Origin of the sequence: Citrobacter sp. Cpo012 (assembly GCF_030333015.1) — a bacterium.
GTDB classification, from domain to species: Bacteria; Pseudomonadota; Gammaproteobacteria; order Enterobacterales; family Enterobacteriaceae; genus Citrobacter; species Citrobacter portucalensis.
This window is the reverse complement of record NZ_JAOWGR010000035.1, coordinates 39607-58054: the sequence shown is the minus strand read 5'-3', so window position 1 is coordinate 58054 and position 18448 is coordinate 39607. Positions and strand designations below refer to the sequence as shown.

The 18448-nt window shown below is 55.1% G+C and carries 15 protein-coding genes and 1 pseudogene; 8 read left to right on the top strand and 8 right to left on the bottom strand.

Going from position 1 to position 18448, the window contains the following annotated elements; genetic code table 11:
- Window positions 1–2: 2 nt before the first annotated feature.
- The 3 genes and pseudogenes from nrfF (at window position 3) to gltP (ending at window position 4495) form a co-directional block, all read left to right on the top strand.
- A pseudogene (gene nrfF / locus OGX90_RS06425) lies at window positions 3–2232 on the top strand (heme lyase NrfEFG subunit NrfF).
- Entirely contained in the window at window positions 2229–2840 is a 612-nt protein-coding gene (gene nrfG / locus OGX90_RS06420; RefSeq protein WP_234691938.1) for a heme lyase NrfEFG subunit NrfG, read from the top strand. The pseudogene nrfF and the gene nrfG overlap by 4 nt, the downstream one beginning before the upstream one ends.
- Before the next feature lie 344 nt (window positions 2841–3184).
- Window positions 3185–4495, top strand: coding sequence for a glutamate/aspartate:proton symporter GltP (gene gltP, locus OGX90_RS06415; protein ID WP_020996087.1), 1311 nt, complete (start codon window positions 3185–3187; stop codon window positions 4493–4495).
- A 78-nt stretch (window positions 4496–4573) separates the two neighbouring features.
- On the opposite strand, the gene yjcO is transcribed toward gltP, so the two are convergent.
- Together yjcO and fdhF are read right to left on the bottom strand one after the other, a co-directional pair.
- Window positions 4574–5257, bottom strand: a complete 684-nt coding sequence (gene yjcO, locus OGX90_RS06410) for a Sel1 family TPR-like repeat protein YjcO (protein WP_032934129.1) — start codon at window positions 5255–5257, stop codon at window positions 4574–4576.
- A 91-nt stretch (window positions 5258–5348) separates the two neighbouring features.
- Window positions 5349–7496, bottom strand: coding sequence for a formate dehydrogenase subunit alpha (gene fdhF, locus OGX90_RS06405; RefSeq protein ID WP_081003612.1), 2148 nt, complete (start codon window positions 7494–7496; stop codon window positions 5349–5351).
- A 288-nt stretch (window positions 7497–7784) separates the two neighbouring features.
- Here fdhF and OGX90_RS06400 point away from each other — a divergent pair, with 288 nt between their 5' ends.
- Entirely contained in the window at window positions 7785–8516 is a 732-nt protein-coding gene (locus OGX90_RS06400) for a response regulator transcription factor (protein WP_008786942.1), read from the top strand.
- An 87-nt stretch (window positions 8517–8603) separates the two neighbouring features.
- On the opposite strand, the gene OGX90_RS06395 is transcribed toward OGX90_RS06400, so the two are convergent.
- The 6 genes from OGX90_RS06395 to OGX90_RS06370 form a co-directional block, all read right to left on the bottom strand.
- A complete protein-coding gene (locus tag OGX90_RS06395; protein ID WP_122983985.1) occupies window positions 8604–9608 on the bottom strand; it encodes a carbohydrate kinase family protein in 1005 nt (334 codons plus the stop codon).
- Entirely contained in the window at window positions 9605–10465 is an 861-nt protein-coding gene (locus OGX90_RS06390) for a ketose 1,6-bisphosphate aldolase (RefSeq protein WP_286623371.1), read from the bottom strand. The genes OGX90_RS06395 and OGX90_RS06390 overlap by 4 nt, the downstream gene beginning before the upstream one ends.
- 14 nt (window positions 10466–10479) lie before the next feature.
- Window positions 10480–11163, bottom strand: a complete 684-nt coding sequence (locus OGX90_RS06385) for a D-lyxose/D-mannose isomerase (protein ID WP_008786945.1) — start codon at window positions 11161–11163, stop codon at window positions 10480–10482.
- 120 nt (window positions 11164–11283) lie between these two features.
- Window positions 11284–12225 carry an ABC transporter substrate-binding protein gene (locus tag OGX90_RS06380; RefSeq protein ID WP_003826688.1) on the bottom strand — a complete coding sequence of 314 codons (942 nt, stop codon included), beginning with the start codon at window positions 12223–12225 and terminating at the stop codon, window positions 11284–11286.
- Between the two features lie 88 nt (window positions 12226–12313).
- The gene (locus tag OGX90_RS06375; RefSeq protein WP_008786947.1) at window positions 12314–13309 is read right to left on the bottom strand and encodes an ABC transporter permease subunit; all 996 of its coding nucleotides are present in this window, start codon (window positions 13307–13309) and stop codon (window positions 12314–12316) included.
- Complete coding sequence (locus OGX90_RS06370; RefSeq protein ID WP_286623369.1) at window positions 13302–14825, bottom strand: sugar ABC transporter ATP-binding protein; 1524 nt, start codon at window positions 14823–14825, stop codon at window positions 13302–13304. Before OGX90_RS06370 ends, OGX90_RS06375 begins: the two co-directional genes overlap by 8 nt.
- A 114-nt stretch (window positions 14826–14939) precedes the next feature.
- Between OGX90_RS06370 and OGX90_RS06365 the strand changes: the two genes are divergently transcribed.
- From OGX90_RS06365 to OGX90_RS06350, 4 genes are all read left to right on the top strand, one after another.
- The gene (locus OGX90_RS06365) at window positions 14940–17204 is read left to right on the top strand and encodes a hybrid sensor histidine kinase/response regulator (protein ID WP_267439943.1); all 2265 of its coding nucleotides are present in this window, start codon (window positions 14940–14942) and stop codon (window positions 17202–17204) included.
- Window positions 17205–17273: 69 nt separating this feature from the next.
- Entirely contained in the window at window positions 17274–17603 is a 330-nt protein-coding gene (gene yjdP, locus OGX90_RS06360) for a DDRRRQL repeat protein YjdP (RefSeq protein ID WP_125363583.1), read from the top strand.
- A 156-nt stretch (window positions 17604–17759) separates the two neighbouring features.
- On the top strand, window positions 17760–18062 hold the full coding sequence (locus OGX90_RS06355) for a type II toxin-antitoxin system RelE/ParE family toxin (protein WP_032942116.1): 303 nt from the start codon (window positions 17760–17762) through the stop codon (window positions 18060–18062).
- A 20-nt stretch (window positions 18063–18082) separates the two neighbouring features.
- Window positions 18083–18424: a HigA family addiction module antitoxin gene (locus tag OGX90_RS06350; RefSeq protein ID WP_008786950.1), complete on the top strand. Its 342-nt coding sequence runs from the start codon at window positions 18083–18085 to the stop codon at window positions 18422–18424.
- Window positions 18425–18448: the final 24 nt, after the last annotated feature.

Genomic DNA, 18448 nt, shown 5'->3' with positions numbered 1-18448 from the left:
ATCTGGACGTTCTCCTTCCTGAAGCCGGTTTTCTGGCGCTGTTATTAAGCCTTGGGGTCAACGTGTTGACCCCGCTTGCCGTGTTGGTGGGTGTCCGCCAGCGCTGGCAAGGGGTGATGCGCCTTGCAACGGTGGGCGTGTGGGCGCAATTTACCCTGCTACTGCTGGCTTTTGCCATTCTGGTATTCTGCTTTTTGACCAGCGACTTTTCGGTGGTCTACGTTGCTCAGCACAGCTACAGTCTACTGCCGTGGGGATTAAAACTGGCGGCGGTGTGGGGCGGTCATGAAGGATCGCTGCTGCTGTGGGTGCTGTTTCTTTCCGGCTGGAGCGCGCTGTTCGCTTTACGCTATCGGCGTGATACCGACGCGCTGTTTCCGCTGACGCTCAGCGTCCTTTCAATGATAACGGCCCTGCTGCTGCTGTTTGTGGTGGTATGGTCCGATCCGTTCGTGCGCATCTTCCCGCCTGCCATTGAAGGGCGCGACCTTAACCCGATGCTGCAACATCTCGGGTTAATCCTCCATCCACCTCTGCTGTATCTGGGTTACGGTGGTTTGATGGTGGCGGCAGGCGTGGCGCTGGCCTCGCTGCTACGTGGTGACTTTAATGCGCAGAGCGCCTGGGTGTGCTGGCGCTGGGCGCTGCCCGGCTGGTGCGCGCTGACGCTGGGGATTATCCTCGGCTCCTGGTGGGCCTATTGCGAGCTGGGCTGGGGCGGCTGGTGGTTCTGGGACCCGGTTGAAAATGCCTCCTTATTACCCTGGCTTTCCGCCAGCGCGCTGCTGCATAGCCTGTATATCACGCGCCAGCGCGGAATCTTCCGCCACTGGTCGCTGTTGCTGGCGATCGTCACGCTGATTTTATCGCTGCTTGGGACGCTGATTGTACGTTCCGGTATTCTCGTTTCGGTGCATGCTTTCGCGTTGGATAACGTCCGCGCCGCGCCGCTGTTTGCGCTGTTTACCGTGTTGAGTCTGGCGTCGCTCGGGCTGTACGCCTGGCGGGGCCAGCAAGTCCGGCAGAATGCGCGTTTTGGCGGTTGGTCACGCGAGATGCTGATTCTGGTTGCGCTGCTGCTCTTTAGTGCGGTGCTGCTGATTGTGTTGATTGGCACGCTCTACCCGATGATTTACGGGCTGTTCGGCTGGGGACGGCTCTCCGTAGGCGCACCGTACTTTAATCGCGCTACGCTGCCCTTTGGCCTGCTGATGCTGCTGGTTATCGTGCTGGCAACGGTCAGAAGCCGCAACGTGTCTTTCCGCATCCAGCTTCCGGCACTGCTGGCGCATGCCGGGGTGCTGGTGTTTGCGGCGGGGATCGTCTTTTCCAGCGGTAGCCGTCAGGAGATAAGCCTGAACCTGAGCCCTGGGCAGCAGGTTGAACTGGCGGGTTACATTTTCCGTTTTGAGCGTCTCGACCTGGAAGCCAAAGGTAACTACACCAGTGAAAAAGCGCAGATCACGCTGTGGCACAATGAGAAACGTATTGGCAGCCTGCAACCTGAAAGGCGCTTCTATGCCGCGCGCCGTCAACAGATGATGGAGCCGGGGATCCGCTGGAATCTGATGCATGACTGGTACGCGGTAATGGGTGAAAAAACCGGACCTGACCGCTATGCCATGCGTTTGTACGTGCAGACCGGCGTGCGCTGGATTTGGGGTGGGGGACTATTAATGGTCTTTGGCGCGCTGCTGAGCGGATGGCGAGGGAGAAAGCGCGATGCGTAAATTAATTACAACGTTGCCGGATGGCGGCGTAAACGCCTTATCCGGCCTACAGGTAGCGCGAACCGTAGGCCGGATAAGCGCAGCGCCATCCGGCAAAAAGTTTTTACTCTTAACGCTCGTCCTGTTTTTCATCACTTTCGCTACACATGCCCAGGTTGTGGATACCTGGCGCTTTGAAAATCCGCAACAGCAGGAACAAGCGCTGTCCATTGCCAGCCAGCTTCGCTGCCCGCAGTGTCAAAACCAAAACTTGCTGGAATCCAATGCGCCGGTAGCGGTCAGTATGCGCCATCAGGTTTATAGCATGGTGGCGGAAGGGAAAAGCGAAGCCGAGATCACGACATGGATGACCGAGCGTTACGGTGACTTCGTTCGTTATAATCCGCCGCTGAATGAGCAAACGCTGCTGCTGTGGGCGTTACCGTGCCTGTTGTTATTGCTGGTAGGTGTGGTGGTCTGGCGAGTGAGAAGACGTCAGCATACGGAGGAAGGTGAACAATGAACCAGTCCGAACTGCTCTTACGCCCACTGCCTGTGAAGCGGCTGACCGCTGCGGCGGTGCTGATGGTTGTGGCCTGCATTGGAGGCTACTTGTTGACGCCAAAATGGCAGGCGGTTCGTCAGGAGCAGACGAGACTGGCGGACCCTTTACATGCTTTCTCCGATGAGAATGTTCAGGAAAAACAGTTGCTTTTGCTGCAATCGCAGATTCGCGCTAATCCCCAGAACGGCGTGAAATGGGCGCAACTCGGGGAGTACTATCTTTGGCAAAACGCGTATCATAATGCGCTGCTGGCCTACGAGCAGGCGCTGCGTGTCGGCGGTGAAAATGCTGAGATCTATTCCGCGATGGCAACGGTATTGTATTACCAGGCCGGACAACATATGACGCCACCCACTCGCGAGATGATTGATAAGGCTCTGGCGCTGGATCCGGCAGAGGTCACAGCGCTGATGCTGTTAGCCTCAGATGCGTTTATGCAGGCAGACTACGCCCAGGCTATTTCAGTGTGGCAAAAGGTTATGGATTTAAACTCGCCTAGGGTGAACCGGGCACAGCTCGTTGACTCTATTAATATGGCGAAGTTATTGCAGAATCGGCAAAAATAAATTTGTTTTTTTTGTGATTTGTATCATTTGGCCTGTTTAAAAAACAGGCAAACGAACAAATTGGCGAAAAAAACTCACACCATGACTTCTTCATTTTTGAACATATTAAAATTCTTTTATAACAAAAAGTTATTCATCAATACCGCGATAAAATTGCATTTTTATGCATAAAATCAGCCAAAAGCCCTGTTCTTAGAGGGTTGCGCGGAATGCCATGCAGATGATAATGATAATAAGCGTTAAAAAACTCCATAAACGAACGCAACACAATTCATACCCTTTCAGTATGTACTATTCCCACACACCGCATGTGGAATAGCGCTCCATCGAGGAAGTCCGTTGTTATGAAAAATTTGAAAGTCAGCCTGGCATGGCAGATTCTAATCGCCATGGTGCTGGGCATTCTGCTAGGGAGTTACCTGCATTACCATAGTGACAGCCGTGAATGGCTGGTTGTAAACCTGCTGTCACCGGCGGGCGATATCTTTATCCATCTGATCAAAATGATCGTTGTGCCCATTGTCATCTCTACGCTGGTTGTCGGTATTGCCGGAGTCGGTGATGCAAAACAGCTGGGCCGCATTGGCGCCAAAACTATTCTCTATTTCGAAGTGATCACCACCGTGGCGATTATCCTTGGGATCACGCTGGCTAATGTGTTCCAGCCGGGTTCCGGGATTGATATGTCGCAACTGGCGACCGTGGATATTTCGAAATATCAAAGCACGACTGCAGAAGTACAGAGCCACGCGCATGGTTTGATGGGGACAATTTTGTCACTGGTGCCGACCAATATCGTCGCCTCGATGGCAAAAGGCGATATGCTGCCGATTATCTTCTTCTCGGTGCTGTTCGGTTTAGGTTTGTCTTCCCTGCCGGCAACTCACCGCGAACCGCTGGTTACCGTGTTCCGCTCTATTTCCGAAACCATGTTTAAAGTGACCCACATGGTTATGCGTTATGCGCCAGTCGGCGTTTTCGCGCTGATTGCCGTTACCGTCGCAAACTTCGGTTTTGCCTCCCTGTGGCCGCTGGCGAAGCTGGTGCTGTTGGTGCACTTTGCCATCCTGTTCTTCGCGCTGGTGGTGCTGGGGATTGTCGCGCGTATCTGCGGTTTGAGCATTTGGATCCTGATCCGCATTCTGAAAGACGAGTTGATTCTGGCTTACTCTACCGCCAGCTCCGAGAGCGTACTGCCGCGTATTATCGAGAAGATGGAAGCCTATGGCGCACCGGCTTCAATCACCAGCTTTGTGGTGCCGACCGGCTACTCATTCAACCTTGATGGTTCAACGCTGTACCAGAGTATTGCCGCGATCTTTATTGCGCAGCTGTATGGTATCGACCTGTCGCTGTGGCAGGAAATCGTGCTGGTGTTGACGTTGATGGTGACCTCGAAAGGGATTGCGGGCGTGCCGGGCGTATCATTCGTGGTGCTGCTGGCAACGCTGGGCAGCGTGGGGATCCCGCTGGAAGGCCTGGCGTTTATTGCCGGTGTTGACCGTATCCTCGACATGGCGCGTACCGCGCTGAACGTGGTGGGTAACGCACTGGCGGTGCTGGTTATCTCCAAGTGGGAACACAAATTTGACCGCAAAAAAGCGCTGGCCTATGAGCGCGAAGTATTAGGTAAGTTTGATAAGACCGCCTTGTAGGCCGGATAAGGCAACGCCGCCATCAGGCAACCTGCTCCGGGTTGCCTGATGGCGCTACGCTTATCAGGCCTACAACGACTACCCGTTGGTTAACTTATCAAACTCTTCGCAGCCGGTATCGAATCCTTCCGTACAGCTCAGATTCAGCCAGTGCAGTGCCTTCTGTTTATTCTTCACGATAAAACCCTGCTCACCGTTTAAGAACATCATCCCGGCCCAGTATTCGGAATAGCCGGTGCGGGAAATGGCAGAGCTACGTTTGAAATACCACGTCGCTTTCTCATCGTCTGCGGGAATACCCACGCCGTTGGCGTAAATCAGCCCAAGCAGCATTTGCGCGTCGACGGCGGAGTCGTTTTCCAGGTCCTCGGAGGCGTTTTGCAGCAAGGTAATGGCTTTGGGGTAATCGGTGTGTCCAGCCTGAGTGTTGACCAGAATACGCGCCAGCGTAATTTCCCCGGTTTTACTGCCTGCCTGGGTCGCTTTTTCCGCCAGCGTTTTGGCCTGAGGGTAATCCAGACTGACCGGATTGGTAATCTTAATCTGTGCCAGCAATGCGTAAGCATCGGCATCACCATTGTCGGCGGCTTTTTGCGCCCAATATTCCGCTTTACCCAAATCGCCTGAGCTAAACCAGGTATCAGCGAGGAAATATTGTGCACGTCGGTCTCCGGACTCGGCGGCTTTCAAAAACTGACTACCGGGCTCTTCGGCATGGACAAAGCATGTCATTAACACCATCAAGGCGAAAAGTCGTTTCATCTTATATTTAGATTTAGTGTAGGGAATGAACAGTATAGAGAGATTATATGCATAAAAAAACGGCCTCCGAATGGAGGCCGTCAGGGGAAGCTTAACCCATCGCGCTTTCGCGCAGGCTGGCTTTCAGCTTGGTGTACTCATCAATGACATACTGCTCGGCAGCGCGCTGATCGGCAATGCGTTCAACGTTTACAGCACAGTACTTGTACTCCGGCGTTTTGGTAATCGGACTTAAGTTCTCGGTTACCAGTTCATTACATGCGCCAATCCACCACTGGTAGGTCATGTAAATCGCGCCTTTGTTTGGACGATCGCTGACTGCCGCACGGGTAATGACCCGGCCTTTACGCGAGTTCACCCACACCAGCTCTTCATCCTGGATGCCCAGGCGTTCTGCGTCGGCGGTGTTGATCTGGGCATAGCCCGGTTCATCCGCCAGCGCGGCCAACGCCGCACAGTTACCGGTCATCGAACGGCAAGAGTAGTGGCCGACTTCACGCACTGTAGACAGTACCATCGGGTACTCCTCAGTGAGTTTGTCGATTGGCGCTACCCAGTCGCAGGTGAAGAACTGCGCCAGGCCGTTCGGGGTGTCGAACTTCTCTTTGAAGAGATAAGACGTACCCTGGTCGGCCTCGGAGGTGTCGCGGCAAGGCCACTGGATATAACCCAGTTCGCCCATTTTCTCGTAAGTGGCACCGTAGAAATCCGGGCACAGATGACGCAACTCGTCCCAGATTTCCTGGGTGTTGTTGTAGTGCATCGGGTAGCCCATACGGGTGGCGATTTCACTGATAATCTGCCAGTCCGTTTTCAGATCCCACTTCGGCTCAACGGCTTTAAAGAAGCGCTGGAAGCCACGGTCAGCTGCGGAGAATACGCCTTCATGCTCACCCCATGACGTAGACGGTAAAATAACGTCTGCGGCAGCGGCAGTTTTGGTCATGAAGATATCCTGCACGATGACCAGTTCCAGATCCTCAAAGCCTTTGCGCACTGCGGAGAGTTCAGCATCGGTTTGTAATGGATCTTCACCCATGATGTACGCCGCGCGTACTTCGCCATGCGCTGCACGGTGCGGCAGTTCGCTGATGCGATAGCCGGTATGAGCAGGCAGACTTTCCACGCCCCAGGCTTTAGCGAACTTCTCGCGGTTAGCCGGATCTTTCACATACTGATAGCCCGGATAGGTATCCGGCAGCGCGCCCATGTCACATGCGCCCTGAACGTTGTTCTGCCCACGAACCGGGTTAACGCCCACGCTCGGCTTACCGAGGTTGCCGGTCAGCATTGCGAGGCTGGTCAGTGAACGCACGGTTTCCACGCCCTGATAGAACTGGGTAACACCCATGCCCCACAGGATTGCCGCGCTTTTCGCCGTGGCATACATACGTGCAGCCTGACGAATATCCTGCGCGCTAACGCCAGTGATATCTTCGACGGACTCCGGCGTGTAGCCTTCGACGATCTTGCTGTACTCTTCGAATCCTTCCGTACGGGAGGCGACGAACGCCTGGTCATACAGTTTTTCTTCGATGATGACATGACCCATAGCATTGAGCAGCGCGATGTTCGAGCCGTTTTTCAACGCGATGTGCATGTCGGCAATACGCGCGGTTTCAATTTTGCGCGGATCGCAGACGATGATTTTCGCCCCGTTACGTTTAGCATTAATCACGTGATTCGCCACGATCGGGTGGGAGTCCGCCGGGTTGTACCCGAAGATGAATACTAAATCTGTGTTATCAATTTCATTGATAGCATTACTCATTGCGCCGTTACCGACCGATTGGTGCAGACCTGCAACCGATGGGCCGTGTCAGACGCGAGCGCAGCAGTCAACGTTATTGGTACCAATAACGGCGCGCGCGAATTTTTGCATTACATAGTTGGTTTCGTTACCCGTACCGCGAGATGAACCGGTCGTCTGAATAGCGTCCGGGCCATACTTCGCTTTGATGGCGCTCAGACGACTGGCGACGTAATCAAGCGCTTCATCCCAGGAAACGGATTCCAGTTTGCCGCCACGCTGGCGACGGATCATAGGGGTTTTCAGACGAGGGGTCAGGATCTGGGTATCATTGATAAAATCCCAGCCATAGTAGCCCTTCAGACACAGGGTACCCTGGTTGGTTTTCCCCTGCGCCGCTTCAGCCCGGACGATTTTGCCGTTATCGACCACCAGGTTGATTTTGCAACCTGATGCGCAATATGGGCAAACCGTGACGACTTTTTTCATCGGTCTCGCTCCAGTTAATCAAATCGCGCATACGCGCTTGTCGTTTTTGTTATGCATCTTTTATGCCATGTTTTTATCAGGGGCATTAGTCGATATTACGGGCGAATTTTGCGCAAAACCCTGACGAAAAACAGTCTGTCGTCATATTTGACGTGACGAATCTCCAATACGTGACGCCCCGGCAGTGTGACCGAGGTTATGTTTCCCGCACATCCTTGTGCCTTATCGCTGTCACTCTGTGCAGAATCAATCACACTCATTTAAGTTGGCCAGAAATGGGGAAAAACAATGAAGCCAGCCATACTGGTTGTGGATGATGACATCGCTGTCTGCACGCTTTTACAGGATGTGCTGAGCGAACACGTCTTTACGGTGACCGCCTGTCACACCGGGCAGGAGGCGCTGCGCTGCATTGAGACTCAGCCGGATATCGCTCTGGTATTGCTGGACATGATGTTGCCCGATATCAACGGTCTGATGGTGTTGCAGCAGGTGCAAAAGATGAGACCCGGATTACCGGTGGTGATGCTGACCGGGCTTGGCAGCGAGTCGGATGTGGTTGTTGGGCTGGAAATGGGGGCTGACGACTATATCGGTAAGCCGTTCAATGCGCGGGTGCTGGTGGCGCGGGTAAAGGCGGTGCTCAGACGCGTTGGCGTGTTAACGGCAGAAAGCGGCGGCCCACAGACCACGGGGCTTTCTTTTAATGGCTGGCATCTTGATACCGCCGGTTGCCAGTTACATAATCCCCAGCAGTTGAAGGTGGAGTTGACGCAAGGGGAATACAGCCTGCTGTTGGCGCTGGCCCAAAATGCCCGGCGGGTGCTGAGCCGGGAACAGCTGCTGGAGCTGACGCGCAGCGACAGCGTTGAGGTGTTTGACCGCACTATTGACGTGTTAATCATGCGGCTGCGGCGAAAAATAGAGAACAACCCGCACCAGCCAATGTTGATCAAAACCCTGCGTGGGCTGGGTTATGTGTTTGCCGCCGACGTGCAGCATCACGATAAGGCGGCGTGATCGTGCGCAGTTGCCGGATGCGGCGTAAACGCCTTATCCGGCCTACAAAAGCGATAACAACTCCGTAGGCCTGATAAGCGTAGCGCATCAGGCGTCAGCCATTTCTGCTTTCAACTCTGCCAGCGTCTTCGCGCCATCTATCGCATTCGCGCACAGCAAGCTTGCCCGCGCACAGGCGTGTGCCAACCTGACGCTGTCCGTCAGCGACCAGCGCTCATGACAGCCATACAAAAATCCAGCGCAAAACGCATCTCCCGCTCCGACGCTGCCAACGATCTCCTCCTGCGCCAGGTACTGCGACGGGATCCAGACGCCCGGCAGATCCGGTGCTTCACCCCAGGCACCTTCCGGACAGTGGATCACCACCCGCTGGCGTACACCTGCATCCAATAATTCGCGTGCGGCGGTGGCGATGTGCGCAATATGCAGTTCGCCGTTGGGCTGGCGGATCTCCAGCCCGCTGAACTCCCCGGCTTCCAGCTCGTTAATCACCAGATAGTCGAGATGGCGCAGGGCTGGCATCACCAGCGGTTGATAGCGCGGATCGCCCTTGCGTGAGACCAGATCCAGCGATGTTTCAAAGCCGTTGTCGCGCATTTGCGCCAGCAGCCGTGCGCTACGCGTCCCGTACTCCTCATCCGGCATGTCCAGACTGTCGAGCAGCAGCAGATATCCCAGATGGAAGATTTTCATCGAGGTATCCAGTTGCTCAAACGCAGGCAGATCGAGTAGCCGATTGGCACCGGGCGAGTGGAAAAAGGTGCGCTGACCGCTGGGATCGGTCATCACCTGCGACATCGACGTGGGGGCGAATGTGGTGCGCTGCACGTGTTGGCGATTAACGTGATACTGCTCCAGCATCGCCATAATGTAGTCGCCGTCGCTGTCCTGACCGATTAACCCCACTGCCTGCAACGGCAGCCCAGTGTGCATTTTTGCCAGCGTCAGCAGCACATTAAGCGGCGCACCGCCCGTGGCGCGTTCGCTACGGGTGATTTCCGCCAGCCAGCCACGTTCCGGCCACTGCACAATTTGATGCACGTGATCGACCAGCATGTTGCCTGCGGCGATAACGCCTTTGCGTTCCATCAGACCCGTCCCGCGCTGCCAAAAATGCGCATCTGTTCCGAAACGGTATCGGTAATGGCCTCTTCAATGCCGAGCAGCAGTTCGGCGAATTCGTCGTACAGCGGCTGGCGATTCGCCATCCGCGTTTCTACCGCCGACAGCGCCGCCTGCGACATGCCGGTATAGAAGTTGATTTTGTGAATGCCGAGTTCAATCGCGCGCTTGAAATCGTCGTCGCTAATGCCGGAGCCGCCGTGCAGTACCAGCGGGATTGCCGCCTGCTGGCGAATGGCGTCCAGACGCGGGAAGTCGAGCAGCGGTTCGCCTTTGTATTTGCCGTGGGCATTGCCAATGGCGACCGCCAGCGCGTCAATCCTGGTTCTGTCGACGAAATCGCGCGCCATCATCGGGTCGGTAAACAGCGACTCGTCGGCATGACCGTACAGCGCGCCGCCCTCATCACCGCCCACCGCACCCAGTTCGGCTTCCACCGACACGCCGACGGCGTGGCACATCTTCACCACTTCTCGGGTCTGGCGGATATTTTCTTCATACTCCAGCGTGGAGCCATCGAACATCACTGAACTGAACCCTAAGCGTAGTGCCCGAACTACCGACTCAAAGTGCAGGCCGTGGTCAAGGTTTAGCACCACCGGAATGTCATGCCGCGCGGCTTCGAACTTGACCGCTTCGACCAGAGAATCCAGCGAGATATATTTAAAATGTACTTCGGCGATATTGATGATAAACGGCGAACGTTCCTGCTTTGCCGCGGCAAACAGCGCGCGCAGGAAGTGTGAATCCAGAACATTAAATGCCCCTAAGGCATAGTGATGCTCACGGGCATGTGCAAGACCATCAGCGAGAGATATCAACGGCATAATGCGCTCCTTGGTTAGCGGAACAGGCGATATTCGTTACACAGCACCAGCTGCGCCGGCTCGTCTTCTTCAATGTCGTTATAGCGGGCGATCGGTTGCAAAAAGTGGTTATCGTGGTCGTCGTCATTAACAGAAGAAACCTCGCCGACCAGCACGTCGCCAAAACCTTCTTCCGCCCAGAAGCTGTGATACAGGCCCGGCGGCAGGCAGATGCTTTCACCCGGCGTCAGGCGTAACTGACTGCCCGCTGCATGGGTTTGCCGACAGCCGTCAATCACTACGCTGACGTCGGTCTCCTCCGTTTGTTCCCGGATCCCCGCATTCCACAGTTCCACAATTAAATTGCCGCCGCCGCGATTGATAATGTCTTCGCGTTTGCGCCAGTGAAAATGCATCGGCGTGACCTGCGCATCGCGAACATGCATGATTTTCTCGGCGTAGCATTTCTCGTAAGGCATGCCTTTCGGCGAGCCATTACGCAGAGTGAACAGCGTTAACCCTTGCGCGGCAAAATTGTTGCCGCCAAATGCGGTGACATCCCAACCGAGCTTAAGGTCGAACACTTCGCTCCAGGCTGTGGCATCAAGCTTGCGCCATTGGGTCGGGGGGAAGCTGGCAAAAGGGGGGAGATGCACGTCGTGCTGAGAGAAAAACTGGCGCGTGTGGCCAAGGATCTCGTTTATTGCGGAGCGTTTCATCGGCTGAATCCTCCTTAATATAATGCCGGATGGCGCCGCGCTTATCCGGCCTACAAATTCATAGCGATCTTGTAGGCCGGATAGGGCATTTTTGCCGCCATCCGGCGTTGTTGTGGCGGGCTATTTCACCGTCCAACCCTTATAACTGCCGACGTTGTTTTTATCGATCATCGTCACCGGGATCAGTACGGGTTCTTTCGGGGCGGGTTTCCCCTGCAATATGTCATAGCCGATTTCGACCGCTTTGGCAGCCATCACCTGCGGATCTTGTGCCGGAGTCGCCACAAATAGTGAGTTTTCGCGTTTCAGCGCTTCTTCACCGTCCGGGGATCCATCTACGCCGACAATAAAGAATTCACTACGCTGCGCCTGTTTTGCCGCCAGATCGGCACCGATCGCCGTCGGATCGTTAATGGCAAATACGCCGTCGATCTTCGGATTCGCCGCCAGCAGCGCGGTCATGATCTCCAGCCCGCCTTCGCGACTGCCTTTGGCGTTTTGGTTATGCGACAGCACCTTGATATCAGGGTGGCGTTTAAACTCAGTCTGGCAGCCTTCCACGCGGTTCTGGACGGCGGAAACCGGCGGCCCGTTGATGATGACGACGTTGCCTTTGCCTTTCAGGCGGTCGGTAATGTATTTACAGGCCATTTCACCTGCCTGGGTGTTATCGGAGGTAATGGTCGCGTCTGCGCCTTCCGCTGCCACGTCAACGGCAACCACCACGATCCCGGCGTCTTTCGCGCGTTTTACCGCCGGGCCGATGCCTTTGGAGTCGGCGGCGTTAAGGATAATCATGTCGACTTTGGCGGCAATAAAGTTGTCGATCTGCGACACCTGTTGCCCCAGATCGTAGCCGCTGGAAACCAGCGTTACTTTAACGCTATCACCTGCCAGCTTGCGTGCTTCCAGCTCCGCGCCTTTGGTGATCTGCACGAAGAACGGGTTGGCCAGATCGCCCACCGTAACGCCGATCGATTTCAGTTCTTTTGCCTGCACAAACGGAGCTGCAGCAAGCAGGGCGCCAGCACAGAGCGCGGTTACTAATGGCTTCAAACGCATACTCGTTTCCTCACGTAGGGTATTGTTGTTATACGCCTGATGGCGCTGCGCTTATCAGGCCTACGAATGAGCAGGCCAGTAAGCTTGTCTATGCACTTTGATGGTGTCGGGTACGGTATTTGTCGATCAGCACCGCTATGATGATCACCGCCCCTTTGATCACCAATTGCCAGAAATAGGAGACGCCCATCAGCGTCATGCCGTTATTGAGCGTGGCGATTATCAACGCCCCCACCAGCGTGCCGGTGATGGTGCCGATCCCGCCAACAAAGCTGGTGCCGCCGAGGATCACCGCCGCGATGGCGTCCAGCTCGTAACCCATGCCTAAGTTGCCGTTGGCGCTATACAGCCGCGAGGCGCTCATCACCCCGCCAAGACCTGAGAGCAAACCGCTCATGCCGTAGACGAACAGCAGCACCAGCCACACTTTGATCCCGGTTAAACGTGCGGCCTGCATATTGCCGCCGACCGCGTAGATATGAACGCCGAGCGTGGTGCGGCGCAGAATGAACCAGCACACCACCACCACCGCCAGCGCAATGACTACCAGCCACGGAACCGGGCCGAGATAGTTGTTACCGATCCACTCAAAGCTGATATTGGAGTTAATAACCGTTGTTCCGTCGGCCAGCAGATAGGCCGCACCGCGCAGCGCCGTATAGGTTCCAAGCGTGACGATAAACGGCGGTAGTCCGGCAAAAGCAACCAGCGCGCCGTTAAACAATCCCAGCACCAGACCGAGCATCAGCGCCGCCGGAATCGATAGCATGGCAAGCTCAGGAATAAGAGAAACGACCATGGCTGCGACAGCGGTGGTACCGAGAATCGAGCCAACCGAGAGGTCGATCCCACCGGTCAAAATAATGAAGGTCATGCCAGCCGCCAGCACGATGTTGATTGAGGCCTGACGGGTAATATTCAGCAGGTTGCTTTCGGTAAAAAAGTTAGGCGCGATAAAGCCAAATACCGCCACAATCAGGATGAGAATCGGTAAGATGCCGACCGTTTGCATCAGATCGCTCATCAGCATTTTTTTTGCGGAGGCGGATTTCGCCACCTGCTGGGGAGTGGTTGGATTATTCATGGGGTACCGCCTGATGGTGGGAGTCGTTCACGCCGGTTGCCAGCGTCATAATATTTTCCTGGGTAATGCTTTGTCCGTTCAGCTCGCCGGCAATACTGCCTTCCCGCATGACGTACACGCGATCGCTCATACCGACGACTTCCGGCAGCTCGCTGGAGATCATCAAGATCGCTACGCCTTTGCGCGCCATATCGTTCATGATCCGGTAGATCTCGCTTTTGGCACCGACGTCCACGCCGCGCGTGGGTTCATCGAGGATCAAAATACGTGGGCCGATCGCGACCCAGCGTGAAATCAGCAGTTTTTGCTGATTTCCGCCGGACAGCCCGCCCGCGCGTACCTGTGCGTGCGGCACGCGGATGTTGAGCAGCTTGATGGCGTCATCGGAAATAGCCTGCGCCTTTTTGCGATCGAGCATGCCCCAGTTGGCGTCACGCTCCAACCTTGCCATGGTGATGTTTTCTGCCGCTGCCAGCTCTAAAAATAATCCCTGTTCTTTGCGGTTTTCCGTCAGAAAGCCAATGCCGTGGTCAATCGCCTCGCGGGGGGAGTGGATCACTACCGGTTCACCGTCTACTTCAATCATGCCGCCGATGGCTTTACGCACGCCAAAAATAAGCTGAGCCAGTTCAGAACGCCCGGCACCGACTAGCCCGGCCAGGCCGACGATCTCCCCGGAGCGCACCAGCAAGCTGCACGGCTGGACTTTATGGCCGTCGGTCAGGTGATGAACATTGAGGCGTGCTTTACCTAAGGGAATGTCGCGCTCTTTGTTGAACAGATCGCTCAACGGACGGCCCACCATCATGCGTACCAGCTCCGAGGCGTTGAGCTTGTCGCGGGTCAGGCTGCCAACATATTGCCCGTCACGCAGGACGCTGACGCGGTCCGAAAGTTCGTACACTTCCGCCATGCGATGGCTGATGTAGATAATCGCCATCCCCTCATCGCGCAGGCGCATGATCAGTTCAAACAGGCGGTGGGTTTCACGTGAGGAGAGGGCGGCGGTGGGTTCATCCATTACCAGAATGCGGCTTTTACGGTGCAGGGCACGGGCAATTTCCACTTGCTGCTGTTCGGCGATGGTCAATGTCATCACACGGTCGCTGGCCTTAAACTGGGCGCCGAGTCGGTCGATGACTTTCTGCGACTGCATCACCATCTCTTTACGCTGGACCAGCCCGCCGCGCGACAGCTCGCTGCCAAGAAAGATATTTTCCGCTACCGTCAGGTTCGGCGCGAGCTGCATCTCCTGATAAATCAGCGTGATGCCTGCGCTAAGTGCATCTTTGGGACCGCGAATATGGAACGGCTGACCGTCAATCAGGATCTCACCGCTGGTGGCGGTATAGGCGCCTGCGAGGATCTTCATCAGGGTGCTCTTCCCCGCGCCATTCTCGCCCATCAGGGCATGAATCTCGCCCGGCCAGACCGTTAAATCGACCCCTTTCAGCGCGTAAAATTTGCCAAACGCTTTAGCAATGTTGCGCATCTCCAGAACCGGTGTCCTGCTCATGGCGGATCTCCTGTGGGGTGGCCGATATCAGCAGTCCATCACAGGAATGTAAATGCAAAATGTCAGAAGCCGTTCATATTTGTCATATTGCGATTTTTCTTCACGGAGCGTGATATGCCGCAACCGGGACGTCACTTTTTCGCCAGTGCGCGCGGACGATTGCTGTTCTTCAATCTGCTGGTGGTGGCTGTCACGCTGATGGTGAGCGGCGTGGCGGTGCTGGGTTTTCAGCATGCCAGTCAGATTCAGGAGCAGGTGCAGCAGCAAACCGTTGACGACATGACCGGCAGCATGAACCTGGCGCGGGATACGGCGAACGTGGCGACAGCGGCGGTGCGGCTGTCGCAGGTGGTCGGGGCGCTGGAATACAAAGGGGAAGCGGAGCGGCTGCAGGAGACGCAAAGGGCGCTGAAGCAGTCGCTGGAACAACTGGCTACCGCGCCGCTGGCACAGCAAGAGCCGGTGCTGGTCGAGCGTATTATCCAGCGCAGTAATGAACTACAAAGCAGCGTAGAAGGGATGTTGCAGCGCGGGCAGCGGCGACATCTGGAACGTAACGCGCTGCTCAGTTCGCTGTATCAAAATCAAAGCTATTTACGTCATCTGCAAAAGTTGACCGGCGCGCAGGATGATGCGCTGCTGGGGCAGATGGACCGCTTAATTGTTGCCGCCATCGACACGCCCACGCCGCGTTCGGTGGTGAAACAACTGGATGCGGTGATGCCTGCGCTTCCCTTGCGCCATGCTAGTCCGCTAATTAGCGGTATCCTCAACGACTTCAACCAGGAGCTGCATAAGCTGGAGCCGCTCTCTTCCGCGCTGGAGCAGAGCGATTTGGCCATCAACTGGTATATGTTTCATATCAAAGCGCTGGTGGCGATCCTCAACAGCGATATCAATCAGTATGCCTCGCAGGTGGCGCTGATCTCAGAGCAACGGGTGGCGCAAAGCCATCAGGAACTGCAATCCGGCGCGTTGTTTATTTTAGTGTTTGCGTTGCTGGCGGTGGTGATCACCGGTTTTGCCGGGTGGTATATCTACCGTAATCTCGGTTCCAACCTGACGGCCATTTCACGGGCGATGACCCGGCTGGCGCACGGTGAATCAGACGTCAGCGTCCCGGCCCTGCAGCGTCGCGATGAGTTAGGCGAGCTGGCCCGCGCCTTTAGCGTCTTTGCCCGGAATACGGCGTCGCTGGAGCACACCACCCGACTGCTAAAAGAAAAAACCAGCCAGATGGAAATCGATCGCACCGAGCGTCAGGGGCTGGAAGAGGCGCTGTTGCACAGCCAAAAGCTGAAGGCGGTGGGGCAACTGACGGGTGGATTAGCACATGATTTCAATAACCTGCTGGCGGTTATTATTGGCAGCCTGGATTTGGTGGATCAGGATTCTCCCGACGCGCCGCGGGTCAATCGGGCGCTAAAAGCCGCCGAGCGTGGGGCGCTGCTTACCCAGCGACTGCTGGCCTTTTCGCGCAAACAGTCGCTGCACCCTCATGCGGTGGAGCTGAAAACGCTGCTGGAAAATCTGGGCGAACTGATGCGCCACTCTCTTCCGGCCACGTTGACGCTGGAGATTGAAGCCCAGTCTCCCGCCTGGCCCGCGTGGATTGACGTCAGCCAACTGGAAAACGCCATTATCAATCTGGTGATGAACGCCCGTGATGCCATGGACGGGCAGGCGGGCACGATTAAAATCCGTACCTGGAATCAGCGGGTCACGCGCAGCGATGGGCGCAAGCAGGATATGGTGATGCTGGAGGTTGCCGACCAGGGGAGCGGGATGTCACAGGAGGTGAAAGCCCAGGTCTTCGAGCCGTTTTTCACCACCAAACAGACCGGTAGCGGCAGCGGACTGGGGCTGTCGATGGTTTACGGTTTTGTGCGCCAGTCCGGAGGTCGGGTGGAGATTGAAAGCGCTCCCGGGCAGGGAACGACGGTCAGGCTACAACTGCCTCGTGCCGTTGTGCCGGTGCAGGCTCAGGCAGAACCGGTGGCGGTACATGCGGCGAACAGCGGTGAAAAACTGGTGTTGGTGCTTGAGGATGAAGACGATGTACGCCAGACGTTGTGCGAGCAATTACACCTGCTGGGCTACCTGACGTTAGAGGCCGCAAACGGGGAACAGGCGATGCATATGCTGGCGGCTTCATCCGAGATTGATATTTTTATCAGCGACTTAATGCTGCCAGGTGGTTTAAGCGGCGTGGATGTGGTTAACCATGCTCAGGCACATTATCCGCAGTTGTCCATCCTGCTGATAAGCGGTCAGGATTTACGTCCGGCGCATAACCCGGCGTTGCCGGATGTGGCGCTATTGCGTAAGCCTTTTACTCGGGGAGAGCTGGCGCAGGCGCTGCGGCATTCGCGTAATTGAGATTCCTCCGCTACCCGCGCAAATACGCTTTGATTACCGTGGGGCGAGTTTCTTGATGAGGCTGGTTTTATGCAACGCTCCGCGACATTCCTTCTTTTTAGTTTGCTAATGCTGACCACCGTATCGGCACAGGCGGATATTATCGATGACGCCATTGGTAATATTCAGCAGGCGATTAACGACGCATACAAACCGAACAACGGGCGGGATTATGATGACTCCCGTGACGAAAGCTGGCAGCGCCAGATGAGTGACGACCGGCGCAGGCAATATGACAATCGCCGCCGCCAGTTTGAAGATCGACGTCGCCAACTGGATGACCGTCAGCGCCAGCTCGATCAAGAACGGCGTCAGTTAGAAGACGAAGAGCGCAGAATGGAAGAAGATTACGATCGTTAGCGGTAACGATTTAAATTTATGGGTATTTTATCTTTCTGGCAGGGATTTACCTGCTCGCCCAACAGCTCACCATTTTATGTTAATGAATGCACTTGAGCACAGTGCATGTATGCACTACAATCTCTCTATGCTTATGGAAGTGGTGCTGGCAATGGAATGTCTAAATCATTAAATATCAGAAATTTTCGGGATACATGGCTTGAAGATTTTTTTGAACGGGCGACATCGCACAGAAAAATACCTGCGGATATTCACACTGCATTAGCCAGAAAGCTGGATATCATTAATGCGGCTGTTTCGCATCGGGATTTGCGCTCGCCACCCGGTAACAGATATGAAGAGTTAACCGGAAAATTACAGGAATATTCTTCAATCAGAGTAAACAAGCAGTACCGATTAATATTTAAATGGATTAATGGTAAGGCCGAAGATGTGTACTTAGATCCACACATCTATTAGAGAAAACGTAAGGTAACGATATGAAACAGGCATCCAGAAAACCAACGACTGTGGGTGATATCCTGCAATATGAATACCTGGAACCGCTTGATCTGAAAATCAACGATCTGGCTGAAATTCTGCATGTTCACCGCAATACAGTGAGCGCACTGGTCAACAATAATCGCAAATTAACAACGGATATGGCGTTTCGTTTGGCAAAAGCGTTCGATACCTCCGTTGATTTCTGGCGTAACCTACAGGCGGCGGTTGACCTGTGGGAAGTTGAAAATGACATGCGGGCGCAAGAAGAACTGAACCGGATTGTTTCAGTTAAAGATTTTATTGCGCAGCGAGATGTCGGCGCAAAAAAAGTCGCTTAATCATCTGTTTGTAGGCCGGATAAG